The 15,065-nt window shown below is 33.7% G+C and carries 11 protein-coding genes and 1 tRNA gene; 4 read left to right on the forward strand and 8 right to left on the reverse strand.

Annotation, left to right across the window (positions count from 1 at the left end; translation table 11 throughout):
• Window positions 1–191: 191 nt before the first annotated feature.
• Both Bccel_RS21885 and Bccel_RS32865 read left to right on the forward strand, forming a co-directional pair.
• Window positions 192–264: transfer RNA gene (locus Bccel_RS21885), tRNA-Pro, on the forward strand.
• Between the two features lie 202 nt (window positions 265–466).
• Window positions 467–2,710, forward strand: a complete 2,244-nt coding sequence (locus tag Bccel_RS32865; RefSeq protein WP_050753724.1) for a copper amine oxidase N-terminal domain-containing protein — start codon at window positions 467–469, stop codon at window positions 2,708–2,710.
• 102 nt (window positions 2,711–2,812) lie between these two features.
• Here Bccel_RS32865 and Bccel_RS21895 read toward each other — a convergent pair whose 3' ends face one another.
• Complete coding sequence (locus Bccel_RS21895) at window positions 2,813–4,558, reverse strand: CotH kinase family protein (RefSeq protein WP_050753725.1); 1,746 nt, start codon at window positions 4,556–4,558, stop codon at window positions 2,813–2,815.
• Between the two features lie 356 nt (window positions 4,559–4,914).
• On the opposite strand from Bccel_RS21895, the gene Bccel_RS21900 reads away from it, so the two are divergent.
• On the forward strand, window positions 4,915–6,168 hold the full coding sequence (locus Bccel_RS21900; protein ID WP_036935839.1) for a TerD family protein: 1,254 nt from the start codon (window positions 4,915–4,917) through the stop codon (window positions 6,166–6,168).
• A 200-nt stretch (window positions 6,169–6,368) separates the two neighbouring features.
• Here the strand turns inward: Bccel_RS21900 and Bccel_RS21905 are convergent, their stop codons facing one another.
• The 7 genes from Bccel_RS21905 to Bccel_RS21935 all read right to left on the reverse strand — a co-directional run bounded on the left by Bccel_RS21905 (window position 6,369) and on the right by Bccel_RS21935 (window position 12,619).
• Window positions 6,369–7,064 carry a response regulator transcription factor gene (locus Bccel_RS21905; RefSeq protein WP_036935837.1) on the reverse strand — a complete coding sequence of 232 codons (696 nt, stop codon included), beginning with the start codon at window positions 7,062–7,064 and terminating at the stop codon, window positions 6,369–6,371.
• A 37-nt stretch (window positions 7,065–7,101) separates the two neighbouring features.
• Window positions 7,102–8,538, reverse strand: a complete 1,437-nt coding sequence (locus Bccel_RS21910) for a sensor histidine kinase (RefSeq protein WP_036935834.1) — start codon at window positions 8,536–8,538, stop codon at window positions 7,102–7,104.
• Window positions 8,539–8,549: 11 nt separating this feature from the next.
• Entirely contained in the window at window positions 8,550–9,302 is a 753-nt protein-coding gene (locus tag Bccel_RS21915; protein ID WP_036935832.1) for an ABC transporter permease, read from the reverse strand.
• Window positions 9,289–10,014, reverse strand: coding sequence for an ABC transporter ATP-binding protein (locus Bccel_RS21920; RefSeq protein WP_036935830.1), 726 nt, complete (start codon window positions 10,012–10,014; stop codon window positions 9,289–9,291). Before Bccel_RS21920 ends, Bccel_RS21915 begins: the two co-directional genes overlap by 14 nt.
• Before the next feature lie 87 nt (window positions 10,015–10,101).
• Window positions 10,102–11,346 (reverse strand): hypothetical protein, encoded by a 1,245-nt coding sequence (locus Bccel_RS21925; RefSeq protein ID WP_050753726.1) that lies wholly within the window; start codon window positions 11,344–11,346, stop codon window positions 10,102–10,104.
• A 117-nt stretch (window positions 11,347–11,463) separates the two neighbouring features.
• Window positions 11,464–12,102 carry a cyclase family protein gene (locus Bccel_RS21930; RefSeq protein ID WP_036935827.1) on the reverse strand — a complete coding sequence of 213 codons (639 nt, stop codon included), beginning with the start codon at window positions 12,100–12,102 and terminating at the stop codon, window positions 11,464–11,466.
• A gap of 259 nt (window positions 12,103–12,361) precedes the next feature.
• A complete protein-coding gene (locus Bccel_RS21935; protein WP_036935824.1) occupies window positions 12,362–12,619 on the reverse strand; it encodes a hypothetical protein in 258 nt (85 codons plus the stop codon).
• 802 nt (window positions 12,620–13,421) lie between these two features.
• On the opposite strand from Bccel_RS21935, the gene Bccel_RS21945 reads away from it, so the two are divergent.
• A complete protein-coding gene (locus tag Bccel_RS21945) occupies window positions 13,422–15,059 on the forward strand; it encodes an anti-sigma factor domain-containing protein (protein WP_036935820.1) in 1,638 nt (545 codons plus the stop codon).
• Window positions 15,060–15,065 lie beyond the last annotated feature (6 nt).

The following is a 15,065-nucleotide window of genomic DNA, read 5'->3' on the forward strand; positions in this document are numbered from 1 at the left end:
TACGGTTATATTACAATTTGGGTGGTAATAATATGCAGAATTTTAAGAGAGTTATCTGTAACGAAAATTCTAGAAATAAGCCGCAATAATCAGCATTCATGCGAATAGTAGCCTTAACTTAACACAACAACTATATTTAGCTGTTGATAAACATCCGATGATGTAGTAAAATTCTTTTTGTCGCTTGACGACGGGGTGTAGCGCAGCTGGTAGCGCGCTTGGTTTGGGACCAAGATGCCGGGGGTTCAAGTCCTCTCACCCCGATTATAGACACAAAAAGAGATAGGAATTAAGTTCCTATCTCTTTTTTGTGTAGGTATCAGGTCCTATTTACTCCTTTATGTAAATTTGATAGAATAGTACATTATGAGATGTACAAAACTCAATAGATTATAATTTTACGAATCCGTGAGGATTCGTTTTCTATGACAAAATAACTTAATATAAAAAATGGAGGAGAACTATTTTGAAACTAAAAAGAAGAATATTAGTACTGACAATTATTTTCACATTATTATTAAGCTGCACAGCACATGGGGCCATTACATTTAAGAACATTGGAAATACATATGGGACTCTTAATGCTCTGGCATATGTTAACAATCATTTGATTTGCTTCTGCGAAAATGGAATGATCCTGACCTCAGATGATGAAGGAATGTCATTAAAAACCAATCAATTTGGGCAATATGATGATTATCGAAATTTTGTAATTTATAAGAATACTGTTATAGGATATAATCAGAGATATGGCAAAAACATTGCAGTATCTTCTGATAGTCTAAATTGGTCTGCATTCAATATGTCCGAAAATATAGCTCTTATTACATCAGGCGTAGATGGATTCATTCTGATTACAAATTCCGGAAAACTCTACACTTCAAAAACTGGCATGGAAAAAACCTGGAAGTTAGAATATACAGTCACTTTACCTGATGATACACGAAATATCTATTATTTGGATAAAACAGATACTTATTTAGTGGTAGCCTATCATAATCTATATACAACGAAGGATTTTAAAAATTACGTTCCCATAACCCTTTCTGATCAAAATGTAACACTTACTAGTGCTACCATCACTGATCAGTCCATTTATATCATAAACGGGAATACTTCATCAGTTCAAGTTTTTGATTATAACTTAAATCTAAAGGATACATATCAAGAATTATTTGTGAATGATATGAAGATTTACCCTGTAAGCCTTTATAATAATGCTGGAAATGTAGGATATATAACCTCAAACAAAGGAGTTTATAGAGGCGATAAGGTAGAAAACTCATACTTAGTTGATCATAATGGAGCAATCGTTGTAAATACCGGAATGATCCTTGGTGCTTATCTTGGCAATAGCGTTGTAATCAATAATAAAGTTTTTATAGGAGACCCTGAAAGTGGCTTAGTGCGTGTTGATTTGACAACTAAGAAAACTGACGTTATATTTAGTTCTACAAAATATCAAACGACTTTACAGTACATTAACGATAAAATAATATTAAATAATGGAGAGCAATTATATACCTTGAATTCAAATCTTCAAAAAGAGGTTATTATTGATTTTAAGTCATCTATATTAGGGGCTCACTATATCGGCCTATATGAAAGTGGTGAAACTTATACAATAGAATATGCTGATGGACGAAGATTTACATCAAGTGATCTCAAATCATGGACAGCCATTCAAAATGCACCTTATCCTTTTGGATTTAAAAAGGTTATTAATTTCAATAACCATCTCATGTATACTGCTGCGGGTACCATTTTTGTTGATTATAATGGCAGTGGGGATGATTTTCGTGTTGCATCAAACACAAAGGATATGTACTTTGAAAAACTAACATTAAATAGTAAGTCAGCATTAGTTTTTTTGGATACTAATTTTGCTGAGGGTGATGTAACATATACTGATAGCATTATATTCAATAACAATGCTTATTTGGCGGCAAGAAATGGAAAAGTAACAGTTGTTGATAAAAACCTGAATTGTAAGAGATATGATTTTGCAAGTACGAATTTACATAATGTACAAATGAAGGTTATTAATAATAAACTCTTCATAGTTGCGGATGGAGTGATCTATACCTCTGCGGATGGAGAAAAATGGACAAAACTAAAATCCAATGGATTAGGCCGGGCAATAGATATTGCATATGGAAAAGGAACCTACGTCATTGTTGGTGACTCAGGATCTATTATGGAATCAACAGATCTGGTTAGCTGGAAAAAAATCGATTCAGGTTATAAGTGCCAATTTGAGAAGGTTATGTTTGATGGGGAGAAATTTGTTATTGGCTCATTCGAAGGTATCATTCTTGTTTCAACAAGTATCACTGCAGAACAAACAACACAACAATCTGCTATTCATGTTACGGTTAATGGTTCTCCTATCCCTTTCCCTGATGTAATACCATTCTTGGATAAAAATAATCGTACACAAGTCCCAGTTCGCTTTGTTGCGGAAGCACTTGGTGGTAGTGTTAAGTGGATTAGTGACACCCAAACAGTTGTTATTGAGAAAAATGGTGATACTATATTATTTAAAATCAATGAAAATGCATATAGCATTAATGGAAAAAAAGTATCAGTGGATTCATCGTCAACACTAAAAGATAGCCGTACTTTTGTACCCCTACGTTTTGTTAGCGAAGCACTTGGTGCCACTGTTAAATGGAACGCAACGACAAATACTGTTGAGATATCAAAATAGAAAATGCTATATATGTTTTTAAAAAGACACTTCTTCTAAGATTGTTATTAGTTGTTTATTAAATTATAAGTAGCAATTTTAGAAGAAGTGTCCCTCATTTTTCTAATGTCTTACAATAACATTAAACTTTGTTGCTATTATAACTATATCAGACATATTTACGGTGCCGTCATTGTTCAAATCACATGATGAATTGTATATGGAGTCTCCTCTAACAGTATTAAATGCACCTGCCATAAGGATAACATCAGCCATATTTATTACACCGTCATTATTAATATCTTCGATTGAAGCTGCTGAATTTGCAGGGGTATTTGTAGCTGCTGTATTTGTGGGGGTATTTGTAGTTGGACTTTCGGTTGGTTTCGAAGTCGTAACAGGCGTCGGAGAAATTGTTACTGTTGAAAGATAATCGCTTACAGCTTTATGACGATCACTAACAAGAGTAATAATCTCAGCAAGCCCTTGGTCGAACTGAGTAGTCCCATTAGTCAAGAAACTATATTTGCTCGTTTCTCCTTCTGCTCCCACAACATATGGGCGGATTAGTTCATGCAGTTGGGTCATTCGATTAATTATTGTTGATTCATTAAAACAACCGCTCATTGCAGCCTTCATTTCATTATGGTAAATGTTTTTGTAAATTGGATCATCCATTAGGTAACGGATTAACGGCCAGCTATTACTAAGTTCATCTAGTGAAAGGCTGGCTACTTCAGTGCAAAAACCACCGTTGTTCCCGCCGTTGACACCGCCAAAGCCACCACCGAAACCGCCAAAGCCGCCAAAGCCGCCGCCCATGTCGTCTACCTCCAGTATACCTAATGGATCAGTTGTGAGCGACAGATTAAAATCCCATGGAACATAGACCATACGCCCATTGTCCGATAAATCCTGATATAGGTAATGATTCTTGGTTACCCATCCATAAGTATCAAAATTGGTAATGGCTGTATTAACCGCAAGCCACTTGAGAAATAAATTCACATTAAAAACCGATTCCAGATTTGCTCTCCATGTAGCAGCATCAGTTCGAGGTTCATTAAGTGCAGTAACCAGAGCCTGGAGGTCACTCCAATCGTCAGCATCCTCATTGGTTTTCTTTTCATAGCCCTGCTTGTTAAATGTCGTCAAATCAGCTCCAGTTGCTGTCTGTCCTTTGTACAAATTCCCGTCACCATTTGCAAACTGGGTATTTAGCATTTCATCGGAAGGGTCCTCAAACACAGTATATAATCCCCAGTACACAGGCCCGCTTCCTGTATCGATAAACACTCTGTAAAATGAACCACAAGCTGTTGGAATACCTGCCGACCTGAATATATCACTGGTAACTTTATCTCTAACAAAAGATGAGTCGAACCAATTATTGCTCAAAACAAGATGTTGGAATCCGTAAAATCTTTGATCCTTAATATCTGGATATTGACCCTCAAACTCATCAAATTTTAGATGAAGCGGATACTTATGGTCTCTGCTAAGCTGTGGCCTGAGTAATGAGCTTTGTCCTTTGTACCTTACGCCGACATTCGTCCATGTATTATCGTTGAATTTTACAGTTGCCGGTACATATATGGGATTTTCACCGTCTAATGTATTAACTTTTTTTAAATCACTCTCCATAGATTTGTAATTACTTGAGCTAATAGTAATATCGATACGATTTACCTTATCATCAGGGAAAGCTACTGAATAATTAGGGTCAGCTTTCTTCCCGTGAGTTTCTTCAGTCCAACCAGCCGGCCTAACCACTGATTCATCGGCTGCTTTTACTCCGATAGGGTTAACACAAACGAATGAAACCACTAGGCACATTGATATTGCAATCCCTTTAAAGAATTTTCGCATTTTTATACCTCCCCAACACAAATAAAGTATTTGTTCCTTCCTAGTATTTTCAAAAATCTCTTTCTGTTCATACTTTGCCTCCATTTATTTTTGTTTTTATGTACATATATATTATTCCATATTTACTCGTCCTTTTGGTGGGTACATATGGAATTTTATATTAATTTACAAGAAAATCTAGTGTATTCGTTGTATAATATTTCTTAAAATAGTACATCAATATTTTTATAATATTAACTTGCTATGAGATTTAAAATTTACTTTATTAAAAGTGTTAATAATCTTACATTTGGCAGAGCAAATAATGAACGGTTCAATACAATTCACTTTTAATATAAAATAAGGAGATTATCTTTATGGATCAATTGCTTCAACCTGGAGGAAATATTGTTATAAATTCTTTTAGCGGCACAGTTGCTGTGACTCATGATATTGATAATAATTTTGATATAAATTTAACTGCGTTTTTGCTTAATGATGCAGATAAGGTAAACGGCGATACAGGTATTGTGTTTTATAATCAACCTGAGGATCCTGACGGGGTATGTAGTTTGTTAACCGAAGACTTGGGAAACACAAGAAATCATAAAATTACTTTTCACCTAGACAAATTTCCATCAGGTATTTCTAAAATTTCTATTACCCTTACCGAAGATAATAACAGAGGTTTTTCGAAGGTTAAAAACTTAAGGGCAGTTGTAAATGCAGGAAACAATATAATAAGCTTATCACCAGGTATATTTAGTAACGAAAACGGAATTGTAGTTCTAGAACTTTATATAATAAATGGTCAACCTAAGGTTAAATCTGTTTGGAAAGGTTTCTCTAGTGGTCTAAACGGGCTTTGTAAAAATTTCGGAGTTGAAGTTCAGGAGGATTCTACAATTCCTTCTCCCAATGAAATAGAAGAAAAACATACAGAAATTTCAGCTCCTCAACCAGTTCTTATTAGCTTGAAAAAGAAAGAGGATGTTCATAAAATTTCATTGATAAAAAATGATAATGCTCCTGACAAAATATTAGTTAGTGCAACATGGATAGATAATGGTGATAGAAATGATAATAATGATGACCTTGACCTACGAGTTGGCATTTTATTGCCTGATGGTCGGATGAAAATTATTCAAGCACCTGATAAAGCTGGTGACTTTAATAAGGATCCTTACGTTTTTCATACAGGCGATATTACTAAAGCCAGTCAAAGTTGCCCTGGTAAAGAAACAGTCCATGTTAATCCTAAAATTTCAACTCTTATGGGTGGACGAGTGGTTTTAGTCTGTAGTGTATATTCTGCAGTAAGTAACGGTGCCGTATCCATAGCTTCACTTAAACCTAAAATGCGAATGGAATATGGCAGCCATGTTGTTGAGTGTTCGTATGAATTTGAGAAAAAGTTTGGCGGCAGCTTTATTTACACATATGTTATCGGACTTATTGAAATAGATCAGGATAATATTACATTAAAACCTTCGGGACAAACCTCTAAATTCATGAGTGAAGCTACTCCATGGCTGGAATGGCATAATGGTACATATAAGCTTACTATGGATGGTCCGCCTGTTTTTAAAGGAGTCCCAAGCCCTACAGGAGGTAAAAAATCCTATTCATAATATTAATAGATTTATACTTTAAAAATTAACTATTATTCAAGATCAAAAAAAGAAGAAGATTAATTTCTCTTCCTCTTTACTAAGGTATTAGCAAATAATTAACTGATCAATGGGACATTTCAAAAAGCTGAATTGATGATATTCCATAAAAAATACTTGAATAATGTATTTTTTGAAATGCCCTAAATAACACTCAAATCCTAGATTCTGAATCTGTATCCTGCTCCCCAGACAGTTTCTACATATTGAGGATTGGATGGATCCGCTTCAATCTTTTCCCTTATCCTCGCTATATGAACTGTAACAGTAGCTGTGTCTCCGAGCGAATCAAGCCCCCATATTTTCTCAAACAGTTCTTCCTTGCTAAATACCCTGTTAGGGTTCATAGCCATAAATAAAAGCAAGTCGAATTCCTTCTGAGCCAAGCTGACCTCTTTTTCATTTACACTGACAATACGGGAGTCTTTTTGAATCTCCAGACCTCTTACCTGCAAAACATTACTTGGGCTATTATTCCTGTATTTGTTTTTTAACCGCTCATATTTACCTAGATGGGCATTTACCCTTGCAACCAGTTCTCCAGGACTAAAGGGTTTGGTTATATAGTCATCTGCACCAAGGCCTAACCCTCTGATTTTATCTATCTCTTCCTTTTTAGCAGAAACTAATAATATGGGTATATCCTTTGTATCCCTTATTTTACGAAGTATTTCGAACCCATCCACACCTGGTAGCATTATATCTAAAATTATTAAATCACATTCTTTTTCCTCAATATATTTAAGACCACTTGTTCCATCTGAGCATACTTCAACTGAAAACCCGCTAATTTCAAGATAATCCTTTTGGAGTTCTGCTATACTTTGATCATCTTCAACAATTAAAATATTTTTCATATCAAACAAATCCTTTCAAACCCTACATATACAAATATTATAATTTCTTTAGTGAAAAAAGTATACTGGTTCCTTCATTTTCTTTGCTTATGCTCCATATTTTGCCTTGATGTCCCTCAATTATTTGCTTGGCTATAGCTAAACCAAGACCGCTTCCCGCCTTGGTGCTTCTTGCCGTATCAGCTCTATAAAACTTATCGAATATAAACGGCATGTCATTCTTAGGTATACCGGCACCATTATCTTTAATCTGTACTATTATGTTATTATCTTTTTCTCTTAAAGTTACCTCTATAGTGCCATTTTCCTTATTCATATATTTTTTTGAGTTATCCAGTATATTTAAAACAACTCTCCTAATTTGAGTCCTGTCTATAAACAGGAATCTATAGTCAGGCAGCATATTTATTAGCTCTATTTTTATATTTGCCTTTTCCAACTCAGGCTCAATTTCTTCTATGCAATGCCTGAAAAAGTTATAAACATCAGTTCTTTCAAAGTTAAAGGGCATCTGATTCAAATCCAACTTGGAATGAAATAGAAGATCGTCTATCATCGAATCAACCTGAACCGCTTTTGAATAAATTGTCTTCAGATACTTTTCAATCTTTTCAGGACTATTTGCAACACCATCTAATATACCCTCAACATAACCTTTTATTGAGGTTATAGGAGTCTTTAAATCATGGGATATGCTTGATATAAGCATCTTTCTGTTATCTTCAAATTTTGCCTGTGTATAAACCGATTCCTTAAGTTTCAATCTCATTTGTTCGAAGGATTGGCAAAGGTCCCTAATCTCACTGTCACCCTCTACAACAACTTCGTGGGCCAGATTACCGCAGCTTATCTCGCTGGCCGCATCTTTAAGGCGTAAAATAGGTTTTACCATACTTTTTGAAAATGAATAGGTCAATATAAGGTTAGTTATTATAAAGGTTAAAAAGAACATCACAATAACAAATATTATAAAATCTTTGGATGCAATAACATCCTTATCAATTTGTGCAAGCAATATAACATAGCCCACTGTAGTATCAGGAAATGTCTGATTTATCACTTTAACTATATAAGGAGTCCCATCCAAGTCGACAGTGCTCCGTAAATAATTGTGTTTTGAAAAGTCCAGGCACCTTTCAATAGCCATCTGACTGAAATCTTTGGAGGAATATACGGTCTTGCTATTTTTTATAATAACTATATCAGTATTTATACTGGATAATCTGATAGTAAGATTTTTTTGAAAATCCTTGTCCAATAAAAACTCAGGATTTTTCTGAAAAGTACCGCTGTTTGCTTTAAAAAGTTCATACTCAACATTAGTTAAATTTTTTATACTTTCAGAGCTTATACTTGTATCAAATATTGTAAATGAAACAAATATATATGCACTGGCAACTATGACAGTAATTAAAAGTGGAACTATCATTATAGCAATATTTGTTATTACAAGGTGTTTATGAAGTCGACTCATAGAATCTCCCTTTATAGTTCTTTTTTGTCAAACAGATAAAAACCGGCTGAAAATGCCATTAAAGAGCAAGCAAGCATTATAAGAAATTCCCTTAATAATACATCTACCCGAATTTCACTTCCTGTCCAATGACTGTACCATCCAAGTGTGGATGTTATAAAAACTATCTTATAAGAATTATTATATATTTCAAGTGCTTTCATTGCAACAAATAGAATTATCGAAACCAAAAATGCCATCGCTCCGTTTTTAAAAAGGTTTGCAAGAAAAATTATAATTAACACAACTGTTAAAACTGGAAAAATTGAAACAGTATATGCCAATAAAATTCTAAGTAATTCTCCAATTGTCATAGTCCCTGGATTAAAAAACATTCCGGCCAATGTAGATAAAGCCATGACCAAAAATAAATTGATAAAAACAAAAAAGGATATTGCTGAAAATTTTGATAAAAAGAGCTTTAACCTTGATATGGGACGCAATAATGCTATTTTCATAGTATTTTGCGAAAACTCCCCTGTAAACATATCAATTGCTACAAGTGCAGTAAAAAATGGAAGTATTGCATTTATGTATATGGATAAAACCAATAGCGGGAACTCTGCTCTATCAGCAGCCCTCGAACCTGTTCCAAACCTAAATCCTATAACAACAAGTTGACCTAATATTATAGACATAATGGAAACTATGGCTGTTATAAAGGCTTTTTTTTTCTTGAACAGCCTTTCAATTTCGTTAAAAGATGCTCCTCTAAGTTCTTCCATTACTGTCAACCTCACTTATAAAATAATTTTCTAAAGTAGAATAATCCCTTAATATATTAGATGTGTAATCCTCGTTTATAAGTTTTCCGTTAAAAATAACTCCAACCCTGTTGCATGTAAGCTCTACATCATGTATTAAATGGCTTGAAATAAGAAATGTAGTCCCTTCCTCATCAGAAAGTTTCCTTATAAGATTTCTCATAGCTACCATCCCGTCTACATCAAGACCATTTAGCGGCTCATCCAAAATTACCAGTTTGGGATTTGATAGTATGGCTGTAGCAATACCTAACCTTTGTTTCATTCCTAATGAGAAATTTTTTGTCTTCTCATTTTTGTATTTTAATATCCCTACAATATCTAACACTTCATCAATTCTTATGTTATCAATATAATCATAGTACCTGGAAATTTGTTTTAGATTTTCGTAAGCCGTAAGATATGGATAGGATTCAGGTGTTTCAATCATACATCCGACATTTTTCATAGCTTTCTCATATTGGGTGTTTATACTATGGCCGAATATTTTTACATCTCCGGAATCAGCCTTCATCAACCCTGTTATAACCTTCATGACAGTTGTCTTTCCTGAACCGTTTGCACCTAGCAAACCAAAAATATCGCCTCTGCAAATATTTAAACTGATATCTCTTATACCTAATCCATTTTTATAAATTTTATTCAATTCATTTATCTCAAGTACCACTTCCATAGTAATTCCTTTCATCATGTCATATCAATATCAAAAGTGTGATTAATAATAGATTAATAGCGATTAATATTTTTACTATTAAAAGCTTTATTCATCAAATACCCTGTAAAAATCGTTGTCAAATGAAAGGTCTTTATACCTGCTTCCATTGTTACTAAAGAATATTTTACCGTTTATGGTATCAAAATTTATGTAGCCAGATCTTTCTTTACTGCTTGAATCAAGATATGTATATTTTGCACTGGAAGACGAACCTATTAAGATCGCGTCAAAATCAAAAGACTCTTTACTCTCAAAATAATCTTCATAACCACTTATATATTCTTCTGTATAATTACCTTTAAAATGAGTATCGTCAAGCCTTGCCAGCTCAACTATCCTTTCTCCTATTTTTTCATATTTATTGTCCCTATGAATAACAATATCATTTTTAAATGTTCCTTCGAATTTTTCAGTGAGGTTACTTACTTCATTTCCCTCATTAGAGGTTTTTTCAATTTTCTTACCTGCAAGATCAGGTTTTATAACTTTTGTAGAATTTATGTTATGTATCTTTATAGTTATTTCTGCAGTAATATCATGGGCAATTCCATCAAAATCCTTACCTACCATTATACATGATGCCGATACATCTTCAATAAGCCCGTTCTTATCTGTGGTTGCACTTCCTTTTACCAGCTTTATGTATACATCATTCTTTAAATGAGGATATTTTGTGTCTATTCTGTCATATGTTCTGGAGGATATCTCCTGCCTGAATTCAAAAGATGTTAAAGCGTTGATGAGAGCCGGAATTTGACTCTGGCTGATAAACCCGCTGAATTTTTTAGAACCGTCCGGTTTATTTTCAAAGGTTACACAGTCCTTAAGATTACCAATAAATAAATCAAATATTTTTTCAAGTTCATTTGAAAATGGCTGGCCAAAAGGATCTACAGATGCCTTTTTGTAATCTCCGGAATTTTCATATAAATAATATGTATCATTGCTGGTATCATACGATATAGAGGTATCCTTATCATTGTAATAGTAGAATGACTGTCTTTGGGTATTACCGTTTAGATAAGTGTTGTGCTCCTCATTAGCCGTTTTACTTTGCTTTTTTATCTCTTCACTGGACATTATGAGCTTGCTATTATCTTTTATCACAGTACTTGTTGTTATGGTATAACTGCTTAAGTGTTTATCCATACTCTTAAATGTATATTTAATGCTATCTTTCAATTGCTGATAGCCTGACTTGCTTGATATATCTGCAAAGGCTGTTGAAACAAAAATTATCAGCCCTATAGAAAAGCAAAAAGCAATAAAAAACGTCTTATTCCTACTCATTATACCTCTCCTTAAACCATACTGCGGGTAAAGTCCCCCTAATTCTATTTTATAATATATATATTGAAATCCTATAAAGTAATTATAAACAATTTATTAACAATATTAAATATAATTTTATTCCATTTCAAGCAGAACTGCTCTCGCAGGGCTTCCATCCGCTCCATCTATATTTAACGGCAGGCATGAAAAGAAGTACTTCCCTGGTTTTATTCCTTTTAAATATAACCCCTCTATCACCCCTATACCATTTGAAAGAAGGGTGTAATGGGACAAATAATCTTCTGTAAAATATCCATCTATTGAAAGATAGTCAATGCCGACTGTTTTGACACCTCTTCCAATAAGGAACTCACATGCCGACTTGCCTATATAGACATAATCCTTTTTAAATTGTTCCGTAAGAGGTATTTCACTGTTGGAGGTTTTAAAGAATACAGCATCTCCTTCCTCTATGTGAAGATCCTTTATATCATCTTCAGCTATACACTCACTGACGTTCAATTCAAAAACTCTGACATACCCTATAAACATGGACAAGTCAAGCTTTGATATGTCTTCCATTCCATCGAAAAAGTGCAGTGGTGCATCAATGTGCGTTCCTGTATGAAGTCCCATATCTATGGATGAAACATTACATGGGTCTCCCCTCCTGATGGATGAATTTAAATGAATTTTTATACCGCTATCCCCAGGCCAGACAGCCATTCCAGTTTCTATCTTCCTGCTTATGTCAATAACTCTCTTAATTTTCATAAAAACTCCAATAAAATAATAATAATATAAGTATTAAATGTTCCGTTTTATAAGTCTCTTTAGGCCTTAGGTTTTTGCAATAGCCGAGAAAGGATATAACCTTGAAGGATTGTATAGATAATTAATGCAGTGCATAGAAAAATTATTCCCCGCTAAAGGCCACTCATGCCTCTAATGGAAAATAATCATTGTAGGAGTTATGATCTATTATATTTACCTGTATCACTAAGATATTTCACATAACTGCGATTGGTAATAATCATTCAAGCATTATTTCAAATCTATCAAAATTAACTTTCTCTACAAATTGTTCGTTTGTAAAAAAGGTCCTTCTAAAATAAGCAAACTCCTTTGTGTTCTTCTCAAGCCATATAGGAACCGGTATACCGATTTCCCTACATAAATCTATAAAACACTTCTCAAGTCTCTCCCTAAATTGCATAGTCAAATCTTCTTGTACAACAAAGGACTCCCTGAGAATTTTTGTATCCCTGATTATTTTACCATATAATTTCAAGCCTTACATCCTCTCAATTTAGGTATAAGCAAATACGGTCTAAAATATCACTTTTCGGATGCCTCTTTCGAAAAATAAATATACACACCACACATAATATTGCATTTGCCATCTAGACCTTCGCAGTATTCATAAGGTATTTTTCCAACCTGTTCATCTCTTTCGATAATACATTTTTGTAAATTGCAGTAACCCATACAACCCCGTAAACGTTTTAAAAAAGTAGCTTTTTTGTAATATGAGCAGTACACTTATAAGCCTCCCCTGCTTATTTTGCGTAATTAACTCTAAATACGTCCCCTACTAAAGCTAATTATTGAAATAAAACAACTGTATGCCATACTGCATATAGCTGTATAAACGATTTAGAAATTATAACAAATTTCAGTTAAATAATTACTGTATAAAGAATACATTGTATTGTATAATTAAATAATACTATAAATATAAAATAATGGGAAGACATATTTTTAAAATATCAAGTTTTTTAAATACCAAAATGTAAAGTTATATATAAGTTCCCTTGGAATTTACCTTTTTCGGTGATCCCGCTCAGCTCGTATAACCAGTATTACAGTTCGGTATCTATAAATATCTATAGCAAAAAATAAAAATTGCTATTGTCATTTTACAAAATATTATATAATATTAATTGCAAGAATTATCTTACAACTAGCAAATTATTTTCTCTTATGCTTGACTCAAAATGTACAGCTAAACCGCTCGCTATTATACTCAGCTTAATTTAACATTAATATACATACAATATATTTCCTTATAAATTTAAAGAAGGTATAAGCATATGGAATCTATTTACAATATTCTTAAAGAAGTTAAAAATGGTTCTCCTGAGCTGAGACAAAATTTTATTGAAAACAATAAGGACTTTATAATTAGAGTTGTAGGCAATGCTTTTGGCAAATCTGCAATTGTAAAAAACAGTGACGAATTCAATCTGGGGATATCAGCATTCAATTACTCCATTGATAATTTCAATATCGAAGCCCATGGCGATTTCTTTGAGTATGCCGAAAAGAATATTAAGAAATGGGCAAGAGATATGCTCATTAGAAATGCACAAGGCACTTCACAAAACAACTTTAGTTATAATGAAAGTTGTTATGACAAAAACTGTGAATTAAGCGAAGAACTCTCCATATTCAAAAATGCCCTTTGGAAATATGGAATAACCATGAAGGATTTAATAAGTTCTACACCTAAAAGCTCCTATTTAATTATGCGTGCAGTTAGATTGGCAAAGGACTTGTCAAAATCAAATGAATTCACCAGAAATTTGGTGTATTCAAGTAAAATTGAACTTAGTTATGTTGAAAAGGACAATACAGATAGAAAAATATTAAAACAAAATTACAAGTATATAGTAGCCTTATGTCTAATTATGAAAAGCAAGCTTGAAGTTACTAAAGGCTATATTAAAAATGTGGATTTGAGTTGGAACTTATCTGAATATGCGGGAGTAGTGCTGGAGATTAAAGGAAACAAAGCTATTATTATGACAGAGGACTGCAGATTTCTTTGCATCAAAAAACCATTTAACACAAGCATCGGCAATGAAGTAAACTATAAGAATTATTATACTCCCAAAAGCAAATTTTCGCACATCAAAAATAAAGCTTTAGCAGGATGTTTGGCAGCTGCAGCATTGTTTATGATCCTCGTCTTTATTATGTTTATCCAAAGCAGTGATAAAAAACAAAATATGGTTTTATCCGAAAACAGTTCAAGATCTGATTCCAGCTTGGATAATAATGACAATAACCAGCCTAAAGATATAAGTGACGAAAGCAGCAATTCATTATTGGCAGACTCAAGCTCCGGCACCGCAACATCATCTAAATCGGTTGGAAATGCTAAAAATGATAATTCTAAAAGCAATAAAAAAAGTAAAGCATCAACACCCAAACCAATTGATAAAATGTCTTTGCCCGCAGTCAATAGCCCTGGTGTCAAAAAGACTCCCGGCAATGCAAAGGATTATCCTACTAAAGGAATAAAGCCAGGGGCAAATAAATCTTCCCCAACAAAATCTACCGCTTCAACAAAGCCTACCAATTCTCCGGATAAATTAAGCATCGCTAGTCCGCCACACACCGAGCAATCAGATCATATAACAGTGATCAGAGCTACAGGAGAACCAGGAAATGTAACAATAAGCAGTGATAAACACACTGTAAAAGTTGGAGAAGACTTTACCATAATCTCAATAATGACAGGCGGTAATAACGGCACCGAGTGGCTTCTATTGGAAAACGGCAAAGTTATATCTACTTTGAAAAGAGTTGACAACACCCCTGATTCACAAACCGTAATGCGGATTATAACAGCAGAAAAAACCGGTACTTATACATATAGATGTGCATTTGTTAATTCATTCGGAAGGACTGAAAGTCCTTCAATCGAAGTTATTGTATCAAATTAAACATAA

This window comes from Pseudobacteroides cellulosolvens ATCC 35603 = DSM 2933, from assembly GCF_001262605.1.
Taxonomy (GTDB): Bacteria; Bacillota; Clostridia; order Acetivibrionales; family DSM-2933; genus Pseudobacteroides; species Pseudobacteroides cellulosolvens.